The organism is Denitraticella aggregata (assembly GCF_048158365.1).
Classification (GTDB): Bacteria; Pseudomonadota; Gammaproteobacteria; order Burkholderiales; family Rhodocyclaceae; genus Azoarcus_F.
In genome coordinates this window covers 215,998-237,624 of the sequence record NZ_JBLLNL010000002.1, presented here as the reverse complement: position 1 = coordinate 237,624, position 21,627 = coordinate 215,998, and the positions used below count along the sequence as shown (strand labels likewise).

At 63.8% G+C, this 21,627-nt stretch carries 19 protein-coding genes; 8 read left to right on the top strand and 11 right to left on the bottom strand.

What is annotated here, in order from left to right:
- Positions 1-74: 74 nt before the first annotated feature.
- A complete protein-coding gene (locus ACKVEX_RS04455; protein ID WP_473214486.1) occupies positions 75-479 on the bottom strand; it encodes an acyl-CoA thioesterase in 405 nt (134 codons plus the stop codon).
- A 260-nt stretch (positions 480-739) separates the two neighbouring features.
- On the opposite strand from ACKVEX_RS04455, the gene ACKVEX_RS04450 reads away from it, so the two are divergent.
- Positions 740-2,383, top strand: coding sequence for an electron transfer flavoprotein-ubiquinone oxidoreductase (locus tag ACKVEX_RS04450; RefSeq protein WP_473214485.1), 1,644 nt, complete (start codon positions 740-742; stop codon positions 2,381-2,383).
- A 46-nt stretch (positions 2,384-2,429) separates the two neighbouring features.
- Here the strand turns inward: ACKVEX_RS04450 and ACKVEX_RS04445 are convergent, their stop codons facing one another.
- Together ACKVEX_RS04445 and purL are read right to left on the bottom strand one after the other, a co-directional pair.
- Positions 2,430-2,930, bottom strand: a complete 501-nt coding sequence (locus tag ACKVEX_RS04445; protein WP_473214484.1) for a copper chaperone PCu(A)C — start codon at positions 2,928-2,930, stop codon at positions 2,430-2,432.
- 164 nt (positions 2,931-3,094) lie between these two features.
- Positions 3,095-7,027, bottom strand: coding sequence for a phosphoribosylformylglycinamidine synthase (gene purL, locus ACKVEX_RS04440; RefSeq protein ID WP_473214483.1), 3,933 nt, complete (start codon positions 7,025-7,027; stop codon positions 3,095-3,097).
- Positions 7,028-7,202: 175 nt separating this feature from the next.
- On the opposite strand from purL, the gene ACKVEX_RS04435 reads away from it, so the two are divergent.
- Genes ACKVEX_RS04435 through ACKVEX_RS04420 form a run of 4 tightly spaced genes read left to right on the top strand, consistent with a single transcriptional unit; the run spans position 7,203 to position 11,542 of the window.
- Positions 7,203-8,000 carry a phosphatase PAP2 family protein gene (locus tag ACKVEX_RS04435; RefSeq protein ID WP_473214482.1) on the top strand — a complete coding sequence of 266 codons (798 nt, stop codon included), beginning with the start codon at positions 7,203-7,205 and terminating at the stop codon, positions 7,998-8,000.
- Position 8,001: 1 nt separating this feature from the next.
- On the top strand, positions 8,002-8,895 hold the full coding sequence (locus ACKVEX_RS04430) for a lysylphosphatidylglycerol synthase transmembrane domain-containing protein (RefSeq protein ID WP_473214481.1): 894 nt from the start codon (positions 8,002-8,004) through the stop codon (positions 8,893-8,895).
- 35 nt (positions 8,896-8,930) lie between these two features.
- Positions 8,931-9,989 carry a glycosyltransferase family 2 protein gene (locus ACKVEX_RS04425; protein WP_473214480.1) on the top strand — a complete coding sequence of 353 codons (1,059 nt, stop codon included), beginning with the start codon at positions 8,931-8,933 and terminating at the stop codon, positions 9,987-9,989.
- On the top strand, positions 9,986-11,542 hold the full coding sequence (locus ACKVEX_RS04420; RefSeq protein WP_473214479.1) for an ArnT family glycosyltransferase: 1,557 nt from the start codon (positions 9,986-9,988) through the stop codon (positions 11,540-11,542). Before ACKVEX_RS04425 ends, ACKVEX_RS04420 begins: the two co-directional genes overlap by 4 nt.
- A 59-nt stretch (positions 11,543-11,601) precedes the next feature.
- On the opposite strand, the gene ACKVEX_RS04415 is transcribed toward ACKVEX_RS04420, so the two are convergent.
- From ACKVEX_RS04415 to cysS, 4 genes are all read right to left on the bottom strand, one after another.
- Positions 11,602-12,177 carry a bactofilin family protein gene (locus ACKVEX_RS04415; RefSeq protein ID WP_473214478.1) on the bottom strand — a complete coding sequence of 192 codons (576 nt, stop codon included), beginning with the start codon at positions 12,175-12,177 and terminating at the stop codon, positions 11,602-11,604.
- A gap of 37 nt (positions 12,178-12,214) precedes the next feature.
- The gene (locus ACKVEX_RS04410) at positions 12,215-12,589 is read right to left on the bottom strand and encodes a hypothetical protein (RefSeq protein WP_473214477.1); all 375 of its coding nucleotides are present in this window, start codon (positions 12,587-12,589) and stop codon (positions 12,215-12,217) included.
- A gap of 12 nt (positions 12,590-12,601) precedes the next feature.
- Positions 12,602-13,627 carry a M23 family metallopeptidase gene (locus tag ACKVEX_RS04405; protein WP_473214476.1) on the bottom strand — a complete coding sequence of 342 codons (1,026 nt, stop codon included), beginning with the start codon at positions 13,625-13,627 and terminating at the stop codon, positions 12,602-12,604.
- A 331-nt stretch (positions 13,628-13,958) separates the two neighbouring features.
- Complete coding sequence (cysS, locus tag ACKVEX_RS04400; protein WP_473214475.1) at positions 13,959-15,335, bottom strand: cysteine--tRNA ligase; 1,377 nt, start codon at positions 15,333-15,335, stop codon at positions 13,959-13,961.
- Positions 15,336-15,685: 350 nt separating this feature from the next.
- Here cysS and ACKVEX_RS04395 point away from each other — a divergent pair, with 350 nt between their 5' ends.
- The 3 genes from ACKVEX_RS04395 to ACKVEX_RS04385 are packed head-to-tail and all read left to right on the top strand — an operon-like array spanning position 15,686 to position 17,545.
- On the top strand, positions 15,686-16,255 hold the full coding sequence (locus tag ACKVEX_RS04395) for a peptidylprolyl isomerase (protein ID WP_473214474.1): 570 nt from the start codon (positions 15,686-15,688) through the stop codon (positions 16,253-16,255).
- Positions 16,256-16,275: 20 nt separating this feature from the next.
- A complete protein-coding gene (locus ACKVEX_RS04390) occupies positions 16,276-16,770 on the top strand; it encodes a peptidylprolyl isomerase (protein WP_473214473.1) in 495 nt (164 codons plus the stop codon).
- Positions 16,771-16,804: 34 nt separating this feature from the next.
- Positions 16,805-17,545, top strand: a complete 741-nt coding sequence (locus ACKVEX_RS04385; protein ID WP_473214472.1) for a UDP-2,3-diacylglucosamine diphosphatase — start codon at positions 16,805-16,807, stop codon at positions 17,543-17,545.
- Positions 17,546-17,553: 8 nt separating this feature from the next.
- Here the strand turns inward: ACKVEX_RS04385 and ACKVEX_RS04380 are convergent, their stop codons facing one another.
- From ACKVEX_RS04380 to ACKVEX_RS04365, 4 genes are all read right to left on the bottom strand, one after another.
- The gene (locus ACKVEX_RS04380; protein ID WP_473214471.1) at positions 17,554-18,723 is read right to left on the bottom strand and encodes an O-succinylhomoserine sulfhydrylase; all 1,170 of its coding nucleotides are present in this window, start codon (positions 18,721-18,723) and stop codon (positions 17,554-17,556) included.
- 12 nt (positions 18,724-18,735) lie between these two features.
- On the bottom strand, positions 18,736-20,262 hold the full coding sequence (gene purF, locus ACKVEX_RS04375) for an amidophosphoribosyltransferase (protein WP_473214470.1): 1,527 nt from the start codon (positions 20,260-20,262) through the stop codon (positions 18,736-18,738).
- A gap of 10 nt (positions 20,263-20,272) precedes the next feature.
- Entirely contained in the window at positions 20,273-20,764 is a 492-nt protein-coding gene (locus tag ACKVEX_RS04370; protein ID WP_473214469.1) for a CvpA family protein, read from the bottom strand.
- Between the two features lie 149 nt (positions 20,765-20,913).
- Positions 20,914-21,627, bottom strand: coding sequence for an SPOR domain-containing protein (locus ACKVEX_RS04365; protein WP_473214468.1), 714 nt, complete (start codon positions 21,625-21,627; stop codon positions 20,914-20,916).

Sequence of the window (21,627 nt, the reverse complement as noted above, 5' to 3'; positions counted from 1 at the left end):
TCGCTTGCCCACGGGTTTCGAGTGGGGATGCGCGAGGCTATCGTTGGTCTCGTTCGCAGTGCGCACGGTGCCGGTCAGAACAGTCGCCGAATCACGTCGGGAAGCGGCGCCGACTTGCCACTTTGCACATGCATCCATACGATTTTCGCAGAACCTTCCGCGAAAAGGCGGTCGTCGCCGTCGACATGCAGTTCATACCAGTTCATCACGCTGGTCCGCCCCGGTTTTCCAGCATAGACCCGCACTTCCACCGTGGCCGGATAATTCACCGGTACCCTGAACGTGCAATCCGCATGGATGATGACTGCCCCCGTTTCGGCGTCCGGTCTCACCGGAAAACCCAGATCCTCTATCCATTCGACGCGAGCCTGCTCGAAATATCGAAAATAAAGCGTGTTGTTCAGATGCCCGTATGCATCCATGTCTCCCCAGCGTACCTGAATCCTGGTGGAATGGACGAGCTTGCGTTCGACGCTCATTGACGATCCTTATGTGTTCATCGATGGGGCGATAATGTAACATACGCTGCCGTATGTTACAGGCCGTATCGTTGACCGACGCATCGGGACGCCCTGCCCGCTACGACCGGGAGCGCCCCGACTGGCGGCACGAACCGGGTGCGGCCGGACGATGGTAGCGTCGGCCCGGACCCTGCGGGCTCAAGCGCGCTAAACTAATGGCAAACAATGCCGGCCCCGGCCAAGGTGTGCGCATGGCGGGCAGAAACGAGGAGAACACGATGGAACGCGAATCGATGGAATTCGACGTGCTGGTAGTCGGTGGAGGCCCGGCGGGGCTGGCTGCCGCGATCCGGCTGAAGCAAATGGCCGACGAGAAGGAACAGGAGTTGTCGATCTGCCTGATCGAGAAAGGCGCCGAGATCGGTGCGCATTCGCTTTCCGGAGCAGTCCTTGATCCGCGCGCGCTCGCCGAACTGTTTCCCGACTGGAAGGAAAGGGGCGCACCGGTCAACACCGAGGTCACCGAAGACCGGTTCATGTTCCTGTCGGAAAAGGGCAGTCGTGGCGTTCCGATCGCTTTGCTGCCGGCCTGCTTCCAGAACCACGGCAACTACATCGTGCGGCTGGGGCACCTGGCCAAATGGCTCGGCGAGCAGGCCGAAGCGGCCGGCATCGAGGTGTACCCGGGATTCGCAGCGGCCGAGATCCTGTACGACGACGAGGGCGCGGTGAAGGGCATCGCCACCGGCGACATGGGGCTGACCCGCGAGGGCGAACCCGGTCCCAATCACCAGCCGGGCATGGAACTGCACGCGAAATACACGCTGTTCGCCGAGGGCTGCCGGGGTCACCTCGGCAAGCAGCTCGAAGAGCGCTTCAAGCTGCGCGATGGCGTCGACCCCCAGACCTACGGCATCGGCATCAAGGAGCTTTGGGAAATCAAACCCGAACATCACGTGCCCGGACTGGTCGTGCATACCGCCGGCTGGCCGCTGGATACGCACACCTATGGCGGCTCCTTCATGTATCACCTGGAGGACAATCTGGTCGCGATCGGTTTCGTCGTGGGGCTCAACTACGCCAACCCCTATCTGTCGCCGTTCGAGGAGTTCCAGCGCTACAAGACGCACCCCGACATTCGCCACTTCCTCGACGGTGCCAAGCGTCTGTCCTACGGCGCGCGGGCGCTGTCGGCCGGCGGCCTGCAGTCACTGCCGAAGACGACGTTCCCGGGCGGCGCACTGATCGGTGACGACGCCGGTTACCTGAACGCTTCGCGGATCAAGGGCATCCACGCCGCGATGAAATCCGGCATGCTCGCGGCAGAAGCCGCGTTCGACGCGCTTTCGGCCGAGCGCGCCCGGGACGAACTGGAAGCCTATCCGCAGGCCTTTCGCCAGAGCTGGTTGTTCGACGAGTTGTACAAGGCGCGCAACTTCAAGCCGCTGATGAAGAAGGGTCTGTGGATGGGATCGCTGCTGTTCGGCATGGATCAGATGCTGTTCCGCGGCAAGGCGCCATGGACGTTGCACAACACCGCCGACCATGTCGCGCTGAAGCCAGCCAGTGAATGCCAGCCGATCGACTATCCGAAGCCCGACGGCGTGATCAGCTTCGACCGCCTCAGTTCGGTGTTCCTGTCGAACACCAACCACGAGGAAGAGCAGCCCTGCCACCTGCAGCTGAAGGATCCGTCGGTCGCGATCAGGATCAACCTCGACCAGTACGACTCGCCGGAGCAGCGCTACTGTCCGGCCGGCGTCTACGAGATCGTGCGCGACGGCGAAGGCGGCGCGCCGCGGCTGCAGATCAACGCCCAGAACTGCGTGCACTGCAAGACTTGCGACATCAAGGATCCCACCCAGAACATCAACTGGGTCGTGCCGCAGGGCGGCGAAGGGCCGATCTACCAGGGCATGTGAGGTTTGACGCCCCGACCCCGGCGGACGGGGTCGGGCATCGTTCAAGTCACTGACCGTGGCCGCGATGCATCTCGTGCATCTGGTGCATCGGCTGGCCTGCGCCCATGCCCTGCTGAGCGGTCCCCAGCGGCACGACCGGCGCCTCGATGGTCTGTTCGAAGCGGGCACCGGCCGCATCCTCGAAGATCAGCGTCAGCGGCACCGTCATGTCTGCGCTCATGTCCTGTTTCAGATCCATCAGCATCACATGATGGCCGCCCGGCTTCAATTCCACCGTCTGGCCAGCGGGCAGATCCAGTCGGTCGATCCTGCGCATCCTCATCACGTCATTCTCCATCGCCATCTCGTGGATCTCGACCACGCCGGCCGCCGGTGACCCGGCCCCGACCAGACGCGCGTCCTTTTCCGCAGTGAGTTGCATGAATGCACCGGTGGCGCGTTGCGGCGCGACGGTACCGCGGACCCAGGGATCCGACACGGTGACCTGTGCGAAGGCCGGCATGACGAGTGCGAGGGTGAGGGCGGATGCGAGTAATGCTTTTTTCATTATGTTCTCCTTGTCCAAACTATTTGGCGCGCTTGATTGGCAGGACCGGTCGCGCGGGTTCGACATGCTGAACCCATGCTGAAGCTTCAGCGAAGGATCCGACCGGAGCACGCGCGCCGCCTTGATTCTGCTCAATCCGCGGCGGGCCATTGTCCCGAAACCTGTCAACCCACCCAGCGCCGCGCATTACGGAACATGCGCATCCACGGCGAATCCTCAGCCATGTCGGCAGGATGCCAGCTCATCTGCACCGTCCGGAAGCAGCGCTCCGGGTGCGGCATCATGATCGTGAAGCGCCCGTCCGGCGTCGTGAATCCGGTCAGTCCGTCCGGCGATCCGTTGGGGTTGGCCGGATAACGCTGCGCCACCTGGCCGTGGTTGTCGATGTAACGCAGCGCCGCATGCGCAGCCTCACGATCCGCGTCCCGACGGAACACCGCCCTGCCCTCGCCGTGGCTCACGACGATAGGCATGCGACTGCCGGCCATGCCGGCCAGCAGGATGGACGGGCTGTCCAGCACTTCGGTCATCACGAAACGGGCTTCGAACTGTTCGCTGCGATTGCGCTCGAACACCGGCCAGTGCGCGGCACCCGGGATGATGTCGGCCAGGTGCGCCATCATCTGGCAGCCATTGCACACGCCCAGTGCGAAGGTGTCCTGCCGCGCGAAGAAGGCCTCGAAGGCCTCGCGCAACCCGGGGTTGAACAGGATGGACTTGGCCCAGCCCTGCCCCGCCCCGAGCACGTCACCGTACGAAAAGCCACCGCATGCGGCCAGCCCCTGGAACGTGGCCAGGTCGAAACGACCGGCCTGCAGATCCGACATGTGCACATCATAAGGCGCGAACCCGGCGCGCTCGAAGGCGGCGGCCATTTCGTTCTGCGAGTTCACCCCCTGCTCGCGTAGCACCGCGATCCGCGGGCGCGCGCCGCTCGCAATCATCGGCGCGGCGACATCCTCGTCCGGATCGAAGCGCAGCGACACGCTCAGCCCCGGATCGGTCGCATCGGTGAGCGCGTCGAAGGCCTCGCGGGTGCTCTCGGCGTCGTCGCGCAAACTCGCGATGCGATGACTGGTCTCGGACCAGGCCTGCAGCAGCTCCACGCGACCGGCGCCGAACACCAGCCTGGCGTTGCGCCAGAAACGCAGTTCGTCCTTGTCGTTGGGCTCGCCGACGAAATGGTAGCTGAGGCCTGCGTCGCGCAACGGCCCGGTGATGCGGGCCCGATCCTCACGACGGATCTGGACCACGGCACCGAGTTCCTCGGCGAACAGCCCCGCGAACAGCCGGTCGTTCAGACGGCCCTTGATCGTGTCCGGCTTCTTGTCCAGACCATCCACGTCATTCATGTACGGGTCATAGCAGACCGTGTCGAGCATCACCGACAGCCCGCAGCGCGATGCGAAGGCCATCTCGCAAAGCGTCGCGAACAGGCCGCCGTCGCTGCGATCGTGATACGCGAGCAGCAGGCCCTCGTCGCGGAAGCGGCGGATCAGATCGAAGAACGCGACCAGTTGAGCCGGGTCCACGTCCGGCGCATGTTCGCCGACCGACTCGTGCACCTGGGTCAGGGCCGATCCTCCGAGCCGGTTCCGGCCGCTTCCCAGGTCGATCAGCACCAGCTCGGTCTCATGCTCGCCATCGAGCTGCAATTGCGGCGTCAGGGTGCGACGGACGTCGGCAACCGGCGCGAACGCGGTGATCACCAGCGACAATGGCGCGATGACCGCCTTGTCCTGGCCGTTTTCGGTCCACCCGGTCTTCATCGACAGCGAATCCTTGCCGACCGGAATCGCGAGCCCGGCGGACTGGCAGAACGCGGACACCGCGGCGACCGTATCGAACAGCTTTGCGTCCTCGCCGCGATGGCCGGCCGCGGCCATCCAGTTGGCCGACAGCTTGACCCTGCCAATGTCGGCGATGTCGGCCGCGGCGATGTTGGTGATCGCCTCACCGACCGCCATGCGCCCCGAGGCCGCGGCATCCACGCACGCGACCGGCGTGCGTTCACCCATCGCGAAGGCTTCGCCCGCGTGACCGATGAAACTCGTGGACGTGACCGCGACATCCGCGACCGGAACCTGCCACGGACCGATCATCTGGTCGCGTGCGGTCAGGCCGCCGACCGAGCGATCGCCGATCGTGATCAGAAAACTCTTGCTCGCGACCGCGGGCAGCCGCAACACCTTCAGGCAGGTTTCGCGCAGGTCGAGATCGGTGACGTCGAAAGGCGGCAGATGCACCGCGCGCCGCGACACGTTGCGGGTCATCTTAGGCGGCTTGCCGAGCAGAACCTGCATCTGCATGTCGACCGGCTTGTTGCCGAAGTGGCGATCGGTCAGGGTCAGATGCCCATCGGCCGTCGCCTCACCCAGCACTGCGAACGGGCAGCGTTCGCGCTCGCAGATCGCGCTGAAGTCGTTCAGGCGCTCCGGCGCGATGGCGAGCACATAGCGTTCCTGTGATTCGTTGCTCCAGATCTCACGCGGGCTCATGCCCGGCTCCTCGATATGCACCTCCCGCAGTTCCAGCCGCGCACCCAGACTGGCCGAATCGGCGAGTTCGGGCATCGCGTTCGACAGACCGCCCGCACCGACGTCGTGTATCGACAGAATAGGATTGGCCTCGCCCTGCTGCCAGCAGCGATCGATCACCTCCTGGCAGCGACGCTGGATCTCCGGATTACCCCGCTGCACCGACGCGAAATCGAGATCCGCGGTATTGCTGCCGGTCGTCATGCTGGACGCCGCGCCCCCGCCCAGGCCGATCAACATGCCCGGTCCGCCAAGCTGGATCAACAGCGTTCCCGGTTCGAACTCGATCTTGAGCGCCTGCGCGCCCTGAATGCTACCGATGCCGCCGGCGATCATGATGGGTTTGTGATAGCCGCGCACCTCACCCATGACTTCCTGCTCGAAGGTGCGGAAGTAACCGGCCAGATTCGGCCGGCCGAACTCGTTGTTGAACGCGGCTCCGCCGAGCGGGCCTTCGATCATGATGTCCAGCGCGGAGGCGATGCGGTCCGGGCGACCATAGGGTCGCTCCCAGGGCTGAATGAAATCCGGAATTCGAAGATCGGATACCGAGAATCCGGTCAGGCCCGCCTTGGGGCGCGAGCCCCTGCCGGTCGCCCCTTCGTCCCGGATCTCACCTCCGGAACCGGTCGCTGCGCCCGGAAACGGGGAGATCGCGGTCGGATGATTGTGCGTCTCGACCTTGGCCAGGATGTGCGTCAATTCGACGTGATGCCGCCACTGGCCGTCCTGATCCGGATAGAGACGGTCGGCCACCGTGCCCTCGATGACCGACGCATTGTCCGAGTAGGCCACCACGGTGCCCTCCGGATGCGCCGCGTGGGTCTCGCGAATCATGCCGAACAGCGTCCTGCCCATCGGCTTCGCGTCGATGACCCAGTCGGCATTGAAGATCTTGTGACGACAATGCTCGGAATTGGCCTGCGCGAACATCATCAGTTCGACATCGGTCGGATTGCGTTCGATCCTCAGGAAATTGTCGAGCAGGTAGTCGATCTCGTCTTCCGACAACGCCAGACCGAGCTCGATGTTGGCCGATTCCAGCGCGCCGCGTCCGTCGGTCAACACATCGATGGCGGTCAGGGCCTGGGGTTCGTAATGATGGAACAAGGCCTCGGCGGCCTCGACGCTGTGCAGCACCGATTCGGTCATTCTGTCGTGCAGCATCGGCAGCAGCGCCGAAAAGTGGCGATCGTCCAGCGTGCCCCTGTGCTGCAGCGCATAGGCAAGTCCGCGCTCGATGCGCACGACCTTGTCGAATCCACACTGGTGCGCGATGTCGGTCGCCTTCGAGGACCACGGAGAGATCGTCCCCAGCCGAGGAACGATCACCAGGTGGGTGCCGTCGGTCGGGTTTCCGGAAACCGGCGACACGCCGAGCAGATCGGTCAGTCGCGCCAGTTCGGCCGACTCGAGTTCATCCGTCAGTTCGACGAAGAACCAGTGCTCGGCCGTCAGGCTGTGGAGCTTGGGAACGACGTCGCGCAAGCGTTCCTGCAGACGGGAAAGACGCGAGGAGGAGATCGCCGCGCCACCGCGCAGCGTGAGGATTTCGGTCATGTCGATCGATTCGGAAGGAGAGTGGGAGAGCGGCTGGCGTGGAGTCGCCGGAGCGTCGGAATTATACCCGAGCCGTGGCCCCGGGTTCGCCGCTGTGGCCGCCCGTCTCCGGGTTCGCACCCTTGCCGCGAGCGATTGACTGATAGAATCCACGCTTTTCGCCCGCCTTCTCATCATGATGCGCTCCGGCCCGTCGCCCGCCTCTGCTCGCGCACCCCACCGGTGGGTCTGGGCGCTCCCGGCCCTCACCGGGTTGCTGGCGGCGATCGCGCGTCTGAATGATTGGAACACCGACTGGTTCGTCGCATGGAATGGGGCCGCACAAGTCCTGCCGGCTGCAGTATGGGCGGGGGTGACGAATCTCGGTTCGACGGGCGGCGCGTTCGCGGTCGTGACCGCCACACTCGTCTGGCAACCGCGCTGGGCCGCCGCCGCGCTGCTGGCGGCGCCGGCCGGGACGCTGTTCACGCATGGCTTCAAACGCCTGTTCTCGGAGGCGAGACCGGCCGCCGTGCTCGATCCCGAGCAGATCACCATCATCGGTACCGCGCTGAAGGCCAATGCTTTTCCATCCGGTCATTCGGTCACGGCCTTCGCGCTGGCGGCCGTGATCGCGCTGTGCAGCCTGCACGCCGGTCGTCGCCGGCTGGCCTGGCTTGCGCTGGCCGTGGCCACCGTCACCGCGTTTTCCCGGGTCGCGGTAGGCGCGCACTGGCCGCTCGACATCCTGGTCGGTGCAGCCGGAGGCTGGCTGTGCGGCGCACTGGGCGTGTGGTGGTCCGCAAGATGGCGATTCTGGGAAGCGCCGAACGGGGTGCGCATCATGTCGGCGCTGCTCGGTGCGTCGGCGCTGTGGCTGTTCTTCGAGAATCTCGGTTATCCCGAAGGTCGCTGGATGCAATATGCCCTTGCGAGCCTCGGTGTCGCGGGCGCCGTCGCCGCGTTCATTCGCAGCAACGGGCGCCCGCACTGACATGAAGAAGCTGCTCGCGATCGCGTTCAGCCTCGCCTTGCTGGCATGGCTCGTCAGCGACGGTCGCGGGCGGGACCTGATCGATATGCTGCGCCGTCTCACGCCGTCGATGATCGTGATCGCGCTCGGTGGTCTGTTCGTGAGCTATCTGCTGCGCGCGATGCGGGTCTACGACGAGTTCCGCGTGAATGCCGGCGGTCGCTTTGGTCACTGCCTGCGCATCGTGCTGATCCACAACGCGATGGTGAATGTCGTGCCGTTCAGGGGAGGGGAGGCGGCCTTTCCGTTGTTGCTGCGCCAGACCTTCGGCACACCGCTGGGACGCGCGCTCGCATCGCTGTTCTGGTTTCGCCTGCAGGACGTGTTCGTGGTGGCAGTGATCGCAACGCTGGTATGGCCGGGGTTGCCGCCCGTGCTGCGCATGGTCGGCGTCACCGGGCTGATATGCCTGGCGTGGTATCTTCCGCGTTGGGCAAACGGCCCTGCACTTGTAGCGACCGGTTCTGCGAACGCCGGCCGCCTTGCAAGGCTGAGACAGGCTTTTGCCGAGTCCACCCGCCATGCGCGCTTCGGCTGGCTATGGACGCTCGCCAACTGGACGGTCAAGCTTGCGGTTCAGGCGTGGTTGCTGGCTGAGCTTCTGAACGTGGCCCTTCCGGTCGGCATGGCCGGCACGCTCGGTGCCGAACTGGCGGCCATTCTGCCGGTTCAGGGGGTCGCGGGCTTCGGCACCTACGAGGCGGGCGCCGCGGCAGCGCTGTTGCCCCACGGGGTCGGGCTCGAACAGGGATTGAAGGCTGCACTCGTGCTTCACCTGGTCGTGATTGCGTCCGCCGTCAGCGCCGGCGCGATCGCATGGCTGATTCCAGTCGATGAACCCGGCATCAGGCACTAGAATCCCAACACCGCATTCACACACGACCGACCCCGATGATCAAACGCCCCCTGCCCGCTACCGAGCCCCAGATTCCCGACGGTTTGCCGGAACACCGCCTGTCGGTGGTCGTGCCGATGTACAACGAGGCCGAAAACGTCGAGCCGCTGCTGGAACGTATCCACCTCGCTCTCGGCCCCTACCCCTGGCCATGGGAAGTGGTACTGGTCGACGACGGCAGTTCGGATGGCACGCCGATGGAACTCGCCCGCTGTGCCGCGCAGTTCGGCCCGCATGTGCGAATCGTCGAGCTGTTGCGCAACTTCAAGCAGACTGCCGCAATGCAGGCCGGACTGGACGCCGCGCGCGGCAACGTTGTGGTCACGATGGACGGAGACCTGCAGAACGATCCGATCGACATCCCGCGCATGGTCAAGCGCCTGCTGGTGGAAGACCTGGATCTGGTCGCGGGCTGGCGCAAGGACCGTCAGGACGGCCTGTGGCTGCGCCGGATTCCTTCACGCATCGCGAACCGGCTCATTGCACGCATGACCGGCGTTCATCTGAAGGACTACGGCTGCAGTCTCAAGGTCTTTCGCGCCAGCGCGATCAGGAACGTTCGCCTGTATGGCGAGATGCACCGCTTCATCCCGGCCTGGCTCGCCACGGTCACCACACCCAAGCGAATCGCGCAGGAGGTGGTCACGCACCACCCGAGGGTCTTCGGCGAATCCAAGTACGGTATCTCGCGCACCTTCCGCGTGGTGCTCGACCTGGTCTTCGTCTATTTCTTCATGCGCTACCGCACCCGGCCGGGCCACTTCTTTGGTGGAATCGGCATCGTGCTGGGCACCCTCGGCATGCTGATCCTGGCCTACATGTTAGGACTCAAAATCTTTCTCGGCGAGTCGATCGGCACCCGACCGATGCTGTTCGGCGGCTTCTTCCTGCTGATTGCCGGCGTTCAGATGGTCACGTCAGGGGTACTGGCCGAACTGCTGACCCGCATCTACTACGAGTCGGGTACGTCGCGTGCCTATCTTGCCCAGCCGCAGCCGAGTCTCGAAACGGACGAGGCCTGGCATCGCAGCGAAAATACACTTCCATCCCCATGATGCCATCGCTCTCTACCCGCCAGCAGACCGCCGCGTTGACGCTGCTGATCTTTTCGCTGCCGCTCGTGTCGTTCTTTCTGCGACTCGGGGCCGCTCCGCTGTTCGACATCGATGAAGGCGCCTTTTCCGAGGCGACGCGCGAGATGTTCGAACGCGGCGACTTCCGGACCACGTATCTGAACGGCGAGCCACGCTTCGACAAACCGATTCTCGTGTATTGGTTTCAGGCGATCGGCTATCTGATCTTCGGCGTGAACGAATGGGCGTTCCGCCTGCCCTCGGCGGTCGCGGCCGCCCTGTGGAGCTATGCGACCTGGCACTTCGCACGCGAGCGTCTCGGCCCGGAGGCGGCGCTGGTCGCCCTGGCCGTCTCCGCAACCGCGCTCGGACCCTATGTGATCGGTCGCGCTGCGACTGCCGACGGACTGCTCAATCTGCTGCTCGCGCTGGCGCTGTTCGACGCGTGGCGCCACCTCGAGACCGGCCAGCGCGCGCCACTGCTGCGCAGTTACGTGTGGATCGGCCTGGGGGTTCTGACCAAGGGGCCGATCGCGCTGCTGGTGCCGGGCATGGTGACCTTACTGTATTGCGCGACGAAGGGTGAATGGCGTCGCTGGCTCGCATCGGTATTCGACCCGAAGGGCTGGATCATCCTGATCGTGCTGGTGGTGCCCTGGTATGCGGTCGCGCTGTTCGTGCACGGTCAGGAATTCATCGACGGCTTCTTCATCAAGCACAACGTGGAACGCTTTTCCGGCACATTGCAGGGGCACGCCGGCAGCATCTTCTACTATGCGCTGGCGGTGCCAGCGCTGCTGCTGCCCTGGACCGGACCGCTGATCGCGATGTTGCGGCGAATCCGCAGCGACTACGCGACCGAGCTGCACCGTTTTCTGTGGCTGTGGGCCGGGTTCGTCATCGTGTTCTTCTCGCTGTCGGGCACGAAACTCCCGCACTATGTCCTTTATGGGTCGACCCCACTGTTCCTGCTGATCGCGGCCCACCACAAGACCTTCACCGACCGGATCGGACACCTGATCGCGCCGACCGCGTTGCTCGCGCTGCTGCCGTTGCTGCCGCTCGTGTTCGTGCTCGTCGCCGCCACGGACGCAGGCAACGCCTACTACCGGGCGCAACTCGCGCAGTCCCTGTCGCACGCCGGATGGAGCTATTTCGCGGTCACCCTCGCAGCGCTCGTGCTCTGGCTGTTGATCGCGTCACGCTGGAAAACCGATATCTGCCGAAAGCTGACCGTCGCAGCCACTGTTCAGGTGCTGGTGCTGAGCCTGGTGGTCACACCCTGGTTCGGCGCCGTGCTGCAGGGCTCGGTCAAACAGGCTGGTCTGCTGGCCAAGGAACTCGGCGAACCGGTGGTCAGGGTGCGCTTCAACGTGCCAAGCTTCAGCGTCTATCGCGAAGCGGTGACGCCGAGCCGCCAGCCGGAGGTCGGAGAACTCGCGATCACCCGCATCGACCGCCTGCCATCCGAGGGGGTGGAGGTCTTGTTCAGCGAGGGCGGCGTCGCGCTGTTCCGGCGCATCGCAACCGACTGACGGGAACATTCACCGGTTTCGCGGTTCGCGCCTTCGTGACGACCGCGAGCGGCCGGGTGTCAGCGTGCTGCAGTCTTGACCGCCTCGGGGACGACCGTAGCAGGCGCGGCTCGTGCTGCCTCAGTCGGGGCAGCGGAAGGCGTTGCCGGGGAAACCGGCACGCCCTGAGTGGAGGGCGGCACCCGTGCAGCCGCGGGTCTCTGGACTGCGCGCTCGGGCGCAGCGCCTGAAGCCTTCTCGGCCGGACCCACGGCCTTGCCTGCCCCCTTGTCTTCGACCCGGAGCAGATTACCCTCGACGGTCGCGCCGCATTCCATCTGCAATTGCCGGTAGGAGATATTGCCGGAAACCTTCGCCCCGGGCTGCAACTCGAGAAAATGCTCGACCTCGAGATCACCGGACACGGTCCCGTTGATGACTGCATCATAGGCGCGGACCCGGCCGACGATGCAACCCTTTTCGCTCAGCACGACCAGGCTCTTCTCTCCGCGTTTGCCGATCACACTGCCCTCGATCTTGCCGTCTACCCTGAGGCCGCCCGAAAAGAGGACGTCGCCGACGATGTGAAGATTGTCGGCAATCAGACTCGATAGTTTGGTCACCTCGATCGCATTCTTCTGTTTCCTGCCGAACATCGATACTCCTCATGCCGTCGATAATGTTTCGCGTCGCTCAACCGGACTCACCCGCGCTCTTCAGGAACTCGAGTTCCTCCTTGAGTTGCTTGAGCTGTTCATTGAGCACGACGATCTGCCGCTCGAGTTCCGATTGGGTCACTGCGCCAATCTCGAGATCCAGCATCGCCCGCTCGAACTTCTCGGACAGGCTGTCGGCCTTCTCTTCCAGCGCCAGCTTCTCGGACATCAGCGCGTCGAAGCGCGGATCTGCGGTGAGGCGCTCCTGTGCGTAGATCACGCCAAGAGCCGCCAGGGCCAGCACGACGATGACCGCCGAAACCGGTAAGACGAAAGCCCATGGACCGCGTCTCGACGCCAGCACCAACTCCCTGCCGGTCAGGTCACGGCCACTGCCACTGCCCGAAAACATCGAATCGGAACCCTAGAAACGGGCGAGATAGATCGAAGGATCGACGAAATGGCCGTCCTGGAGAATCTCGAAATGCAGATGCGGGCCGGTCGATCGTCCGGTCGACCCCACCAGCGCGATCCGGTCGCCCGGCATGACCGCCTGCCCTTTCTTGACAAGCAGTTTGGATGCGTGCGCGTAGCGCGTCACCAGGCCCGCCCCATGATCGATCTCCACGGTCAGCCCGTAGTGCCGACGATTGCCCGAAAAAATGACCTTGCCCCCCGCGCTCGCATGGATGGGCGTACCCCGAGGCGCGGCAAAATCGACCCCGCTGTGAAACGCCCGGCGCCGGCTGACCGGATCGACTCGATTGCCGAAACGGGAGTTCATGCCCACGCCCTGCACCGGATGCCGGCCGGGGAAAGCCATGTGGGCATGATTGACCGATGTGGCGACACGGTCGAGTTCGGACAGCACGTCGGCAAGCCGTCCCATATCCTGCTCGATCCGCGACAGATCCTCGGTGAGTTCGAACGCCGGATCGGCGTCCGCATCCTCGAACAGCACTGCGTCCAGCCCGCCTTCTTCGGTCGGCCGCAGTAGCGGGCCGCCTGCCGGGGATCCCGGCGGGGTTCGCGCCTCGCGACCACGCGGGATGTCCGCCGCATCGTCGGGTTTGATGCGCTCCTCGAAATCCTCGATCACGCCGAGGCGCGTCGCAAGCTCCAGTGCTTCCGCCTCGAGCTGGATGACGCGTCCGGACAGTTCGCCGAATCGCTCGATCAGATATCGATTCTCGATCGGAAGCCTGACTCCGGTACCCGAAGCATCGGACCCGGCGAGACCAACCGCATCGGCTGGCGGGAGCGCGTCGGGTGACAGTGCATACGCCTGAGAAACAGGCGCAACGCCACGACTGAAACCGTATCCCAACCAGATGCCGCCAGCCAACATGATCGACATGCCGACGAAAACGAGACCCAGAAACGCCCTCAGACTGACGGTGCGCATCCTCGATCGGGTCATCGATTGGGCGGAAAGAATGACCAGTGCCATTCATGTCCTCCAGAATTCTTGGGTCGCCCCTGCCGGACGGCAGTGGGTACCTGAACATCCATTCCCTGCTCGGCAAACTGGAGCAATTCCTGATGCCGGAAACAGAATTTTTCCAAGTCTAACACCAAAGTACGCGCGGCGTTCAAGTGTTACCACGTCGCCGAGACGGCACTAACACAATGTTTCGTATGAAAAAAATGACGTCCGAAAGGCACTGCCGGAAGGCTCTTCCGAGTGCGACCGCACACGTCGTCTGTCAGGACACTAAGCAGCGGGACCGAACGCCCCGTCCTGCAGTTGCTGCAGCGGTCCGGGCGCCACGGTCACGGATTCAGGCACGGCGCCATACCGTACCAGTTGGCGAGTCTTCCAGCACGACCCCCTGCTCCAGCAATTCTGCGCGGATCCGGTCCGCCTGTGCGTAATCACGCGCCTTCTTTGCCGCCACACGTCGAGCGATGCTCGATTCGATCGACCCGATGTCGATGCCGGCAGTTTCACCGCGCTGCAGGAAGGCGGTCGGATCGCGCGAAAGCAATCCGAGCAGGCTGGCCAGCCCTTTCAACTGGCTGGCCAGCTTCGAAGCGCCGCTCCGATTGACCTCGTTCGCCAGATCGAACAGCGTCGCGACCGCCTCGGCCGTATTGAAGTCGTCGTCCATGGCCTGACGAAACCTCAGCGCATGGCCCTCGCTCCAGTCGACCCGCGCGTCCTCGCTGGGGACATTGCGCAGCGCGGTATACAGTCGCGTCAGCGCATTGCGGGCATCGTCCAGATGCTTGTCGGAGTAATTGAGCGGGCTGCGGTAATGGGCACGCAGGATGAAGAAACGCACGACCTCCGGATCATATCTGTCCAGCACTTCGCGAATCGTGAAGAAGTTTCCGAGCGATTTGGACATCTTCTCGTCATCGACCCGCACGAAACCGTTGTGCATCCAGTAGTTGACGAAGGGATGGCCATGAGCACCCTCCGACTGCGCGATCTCGTTCTCGTGATGCGGAAACTGCAGATCCTGACCGCCGCCGTGGATGTCGAAGCGCTCGCCAAGCAGGTCGCCACTCATGGCCGAGCATTCGATATGCCAGCCCGGGCGCCCGATACCCCATGGCGAGGTCCATTTGACCTCGTCCGGTTCCTCAGGACGCGCGTGTTTCCACAACACGAAATCGAGCGGATCACGCTTGTCGCCGGAGACCTCGACCCGCTCACCGGCGCGCAACTCGTCTATGGATTTTCCGGAGAGTCTTCCATAGCCTTCGAACTTCCTGACCGCGTAGCACACGTCATGACTGTCGGCGACGTAGGCAAGCCCCTTGTCATGCAGTCGGGAGATCAGCGATTGCATGCTGCTTACGTAATCGGTCGCACGTGGCTCATGGTCGGGGCGCAGCACACCGAGTGCGTCGCCGTCCTGATGCATGGCCTGGATGAAGCGACCGGTCAGGGCGCGGATCGACTCGCCGCGCTCGCCGGCACGCCGAATGATCTTGTCGTCGATATCCGTGATGTTGCGCACATACTTGACCTGGAAACCGCTCGCCCGCAGCCAGCGCACGACCATGTCGAACACCACCATCACGCGCGCATGGCCGAGATGACAATAGTCATACACCGTCATTCCACACACATACATCCCGACTTTGCCCGGTTCGATCGGTTCGAATACTTCCTTCTTGCGCGTCAGGGTGTTGTAGATCGTCAGCATGAGAGCATCCAGTGGGCATTGCAGAACGGCGCGATCGACCCGATGCGTGTCGCCTCATCGGGGGCCCGCTTGAGCAGGCCGTCGGACGGTTCGATTGTACCGATTCGGGTCTGTTGATAGAATTGCCGCCTGTCACGGAACCAGGGTCTCCGAAGGCGGCGGATCATAGCACAGGGGACGCCCTCTTCACCCACTCCATCGGCCACGGTGCGACGCGCCTTCCACGGCAGTGCCGGGGTCGGGTCGGAAACACGTCTCAAGGAGTGCCTCCAAACACCGGATCGCGGCGCCTGTCACGCGCCCACCCATCCGCTTCGCCCGATTCACACACTTCAAGACAAGGGATTCACATGAAGCGCTTCTTCCTGGCCATGCTCTTTCTCGTTATCGCCGGACCCGTCGCAGCCGACCAGCCGATGGTCGAGATGCGGACCAACCAGGGCCTGATCACGATCGAACTGTTCGAAAAGGACGCGCCGGAATCTGTCGCCAACTTTCTCGAGTATGTGCGAACCGGTTTCTACGATGGCACGATCTTTCACCGCGTCATAGACGGCTTCATGATTCAGGGCGGCGGATTCGAACCCGGCATGAAACAGAAGCAGACCCGCGATCCGATTCGCAACGAAGCCAGGAACGGACTTCGCAATGAGCCTGGCACACTTGCCATGGCACGCACCAACGACCCTCACTCGGCCACCGCCCAGTTCTTCATCAATCTGGTATCCAACCGCGCGCTCGACAACCCGTCGCGCGACGGATGGGGCTATGCGGTGTTCGGCCGCGTCACCGAAGGTTTCGACGTCGTGCAGCAGATCGGCAAGTTGCCCACCACCACGGTCGGCCGCTACCAGAACACCCCGGTCGAGCCGGTGATCATCGAATCCGTTCGCATTATCGAAAGCGCGCCGGCGCAATGACACACCGACAGGAGAACAGCATGGCAGTCAGACTGCACACCAATCACGGCACGATCACGTTGGAACTCGATGCCGACAAGGCCCCCGAGACGGTCAAGAACTTCCTCGCCTATGTGACGGCGGGACATTACGACAACACGCTGTTCCACCGTGTCATCGACGGCTTCATGATCCAGGGTGGCGGTTTCGAGCCGGGGATGAAGCAGAAGCCCACCGGTGAACCGGTTCGCAACGAAGCCGACAACGGCCTTAAGAACGAACCGGGCACCGTCGCGATGGCACGCACCCAGCAGCCCCATTCGGCGACCGCGCAGTTCTTCATCAATGTCGGCAGCAACGACTTCCTGAACTTTCGCTCGGCCGACATCCAGGGCTGGGGCTACTGTGTGTTCGGACGCGTCAGCGAAGGCATGGACGTCGTCGACAGCATCCGCGCCGTCAGGACCGGATCCAGCGGATTCCACCAGGACGTTCCGGTCGAGGACGTAATCATCGAACGCGCCGAGATCGTCTGATCGACCATCTGTCGACGCGAACGGGATGCCCTGGATGAAGGCGCAATTCATCTCCGACCTTCACCTCTGCGAGGAAAGACCCGAGACCACGCGGGCCTTTCTCGCCTTTCTCGACGGGCCGGCGCGGCGCACCGACGCCCTCTACATCCTCGGAGACCTGTTCGAATACTGGGCGGGTGACGACGACGACTCCCCGCTCATAGACACCGTGAGCGTCGCGCTGTCCAGACTGTCGTCGGTAGACACTCGTCTGTTCTTTCTCGCCGGGAACCGGGACTTCCTGATCGGCCCCGGCTTCGCCGAACGTGTCGGCCTGCGGCTGCTCGACGAACCGAGCCTGATCGAACTCGACGGCACACGCGCCCTGCTCAGTCACGGGGACACGCTGTGCACCGATGACCAGGCGTACCAGACCTATCGCGGGCAAGTGCGCGATCCGGCCTGGATACGCGAATTTCTCGACCGTCCGCTCGCCGACCGCAAGCACTTCATCGAGAACATCCGCCAGCACAGCGAGCGCGCCAAGCGCGTTAAACAGGCCGAAATCATGGATGTGAATGCGGGTGCGGTGGAGGCGCTGCTGCGAGCCTACGACTACCCCTTATTGATCCACGGCCACACCCACCGTCCCGCCCGGCATCTGCATCGCGTCGACGGTCACGACTGCGATCGATGGGTGCTCTCGGACTGGCAGGACGAGGCGCATTACCTGGCGTGGGAAGACGGCACGCTCAGTGCCCGTTGCCTCCGCCCCGGTTCGGCATCGGACCGCTGAGCGGCAAGTCAGGCGAGCAGCCCCTGGACCAGATCGGCCTTGATGTCGTCTACCGACTCGAGGCCGACCGCAATACGCAACAGCCCGTCGCCGATACCGGCCGCACTGCGCGCTTCCGGTGAAATGCGGCCATGCGTCGTCGATGCCGGATGGGTGATCGTCGTGCGGGTGTCGCCCAGATTGGCAGTGATCGAGATCATCCGGGTCGAATCCACGATGCGCCACGCCTGCTCCCGGCCACCCGCGACATCGAAGCTGAGGATCGCACCACCCAGTCGCTGCTGCTGCATTGCGAGTCGATGCTGGGGGTGCGACACAAGACCCGGATAATGGACGCTGGCGATGCCGGGTTGATCCTCCAGCCATCGGGCGAGTTCCAACGCACTGGCAGACTGCGCTTCCATGCGGATGCGCAGTGTCTCCAGACCCTTCAGGATGACCCACGCATTGAACGGCGAAATGCACGGCCCGGCGGTGCGCAGGAACTTGAACACCTCGTCCATGACCGCCTTGCGGCCGACCACGGCGCCGCCGAGCACCCGTCCCTGTCCGTCCAGATACTTGGTCGCCGAATGAATGACCACATCGGCGCCGAGGTCGAGCGGGCGTTGCAATGCGGGCGTGCAAAAGCAGTTGTCTACCGCAAACAGCGCACCGGCTGCACGGGCGAGCTCGGCCAGGGCCGCGATGTCGACCACTTCGGTCAGCGGGTTCGACGGCGTTTCGACGAAAATCAGCCGCGTGTCCGGACGGATTGCGGCTCGACAGGCATCCATGTCGGTGGCCGGAACGAACGAGGTTTCGATACCGAACCTGTTCAGAATGCCGCCGAAAAGTTGCTGGGTCGCACCGAACAGGCCGTTCGATGCGACGATGTGATCGCCCGCCTTCATCGTCCCCATGACCAGCGACAGAATCGCCGCCATGCCCGACGCAGTCGCAACCGCGGCCTCGCCTCCCTCGAGGGCTGCGAGACGCGTCTGCATCATCGTCACGGTCGGATTGGAGAAGCGCGCATAGACGTTGCCGTCCTCGTCACCGGAAAACCGCGCGGCCGCCTGGGCCGCGTTATCGAAGACGAAGCTGGACGTGAGATACAAGGCCTCGCTGTGTTCATTGAACTGGCTGCGCGTCGTGCCGGCCCTTACCGCGAGGGTATCGAAATCGGATGGGATCATCGGCGTGAGGTTTCAGTTTTCATTGGAAGTGACGAGATTCAGATCGAGCTGTCCGTCGTCGCCGTCATCGCCGGCGAACTGCTTCTCGCCGCGCTGGTTCTCGACACCGAAGAGATACTCGTCGGTGATGTCCCCGGTCACGTAGCAACCATCGAAACAGGACGTCTCGAAGAAGCTGATGACCGGATTCAACGCCCGCACCGCGGCCTTCAGCGCGTCCAGGTCCTGATAGATCAGGCCATCAGCCCCGATCTCGCGACAGATCTCGTCCTCGTCGCGCCCGGCCGCAATCAGTTCGCCACGGGTCGGCATGTCGATACCGTAGACGTTGGCGTAGCGCACCGGCGGCGCCGCGGAAGCGAGATAGACCTTTTCGGCCCCTGCCTCGCGCGCCATCATCACGATCTCACGACTCGTGGTGCCGCGTACGATCGAATCATCGACCAGCAGGACCCTCTTCCCGCGGAACTCCTGCGGAATCGTGTTCAGCTTCTGACGGACCGACTTGCGCCTGACCGCCTGCCCCGGCATGATGAAAGTGCGACCGATGTAGCGATTCTTCACGAATCCCTCGCGGTAGGGCAGTCCCAATCGATAGGCCATCTCCATCGCCGACGGCCGGCTCGAGTCGGGAATCGGGATCACGACGTCGATATCGACATTCGGTTGGGTGCGTTTGAGTTTCTCGGCCAGGAACTCGCCCATCTTGACTCGCGACTCATAGACCGAAATACCGTCGATGATGGAGTCCGGACGCGCCAGGTAGACGTACTCGAACATGCACGGCGCCTGAATCGTGTGCTGGGCGCACTGCCGGCTGTGGAAACGTCCGTCGGTGTCGATCAGGATCGCCTCACCCGGTGCGACATCCCGAAGCATCCTGTAGCCGAGCACATCGAGTGCGACCGATTCGGACGCCACCAGCCAATCCGAGCCCTGCGCGGTGTCGTTGCGCCCGACCACCAGCGGCCGGATACCGTGCGGATCGCGAAAGGCGAGCAGGCCGAAACCGGCGATCAACACCACCGCTGCGTACGCGCCGCGACAGCGGCGATGAACGTTGGCCACCGCACGAAAGACCGCTTCCGCGTCGAGCTTGAAGCCATTTGCCGCGGCCTGTAGTTCGTGCGCGAGCACGTTCAGCAACACTTCGGAATCCGAGTTGGTGTTGATGTGTCGCAGGTCGGACAGGAAGATCTCGCGCGTGAGTTCGTCCGCGTTGGTCAGATTGCCGTTATGGGCCAGCAGCAGGCCGAACGGTGAATTCACGTAGAACGGCTGCGCCTCGGCCGGGTTGCAGGCCGAGCCGGCCGTCGGATAGCGGACATGGCCAATCCCCATGTTCCCGACCAGGTTGCGCATGTTGCGCGTCCGGAACACGTCACGTACCAGACCGGGTCCCTTGTGCATGAAGAAGCGGCCACCATCCGAAGTGGCAATGCCTGCAGCGTCCTGTCCGCGATGCTGAAGCACCTGCAAACCATCATAGAGGAGCTGATTGACCGGAGACGTCGCGACGACCCCAATGATTCCACACATGCTGATAACCCTATCTGAAGCGAATCCTTTCTGCGACCGCATCCGGCAGCCACGGTTTTGCAGCGATCACCGCCGTCTCGAGTGGCGGTGCGAACAATGCATTCGTCCACCAGGGCTCAGCAGCGATGCCAACCAACCCACCGAACAATACCAGCACGATCGCGATTGCGACGCCTCTCGCAAGCCCGAACAAAGTGCCGAAAAAACGATCCGCAGGTCCAAGGCCGGCTGCGCGCAACAGTTCGCGCAACAGAAATCGCAACACCGCGGCGATCAATAGTACGCCCACAAACAGGAGAGCAAAAGCAGCCACCTGTCTCCAGACCGGCTCCGCGATCACACCGGCCAGCATCGTCGCGACCCGGGCCGAATACAGCCACCCTACACCGAGGGCCAGCACCCAGGCCAGCAGCGCGATGATCTCGCTGACCAGCCCGCGCCACAGGCCCACCGCCGCCGAAAGCGCAAGAATGCCAAGGAAAATGTAATCGAAAACAGTCATTCGGCGCCGACGATGCTGAGGCCTGGGTCCGTGAGGCCGGCGCAAGCCTCGTTTCGGGCGTCCTGCCGACGCGCGCCGCGCCCAACTGAAGGGCACGTCGATCGACTGCAGATGGTCGGATCTCGCATCGAGTCAATCGTCCAATGACATCACCTTGCGGTGACAACGCCATCGATCCCGAGCGCGCTCAGACGCTCCACCGCCCGCTGCGCCTCGCTACGCGACGGAAATGGACCCAGCCTGACCCGCGTCACTGCACCGGCAGACTCGGTGAAGGCAGAGAATCCCCGCCCTTTGAGATCATCGCTCAAGGACACGGCCTTGCTCGCCTCGCTGAACGCGCCCACCTGCACGAAAAAGGATTGCGATACTCCGGCGGCCACCCGCCCTTCCAGAATGGCTCGAACCCTGGCCGCCTCTTCGTCGGCGCTCGCGGCGGGCTGCGCAGGCGCGCGTGTTGCAGGCGGAGCCGGTGCGGGTACCGGCGCGACCGGCCGAACGCTGGGCGCCTCGAGTGTGGCCGGCGCGTCTCGATCCGCGACGCGCGGGTCGGTCGCTTCAGACGCGGCCGCATCCTCACGCGCGTCCGGAGCGACTGCCCCGCCGTCAAGTGGGGGTTGCTCGACCGGTGCAGGCGCGACCTCGATGTCATCGACCGGGGTCGGGCGACCACCGATCGGTCTGGCCAACAGACTGTCGGCCTCCCGGTCAGGAATGGTGACCTGTATATCCTGCACCGGCAGCCCGGGCTCGTCGTCCATCACCATCGGCAAAATGAGGGCCGCAACCAGTGCAAGCGCGGCCGCACCGACCAACCGGCGTCGCGATCGCTTCTTCAGTTCCAGATTGTCGTTATCGGCCAC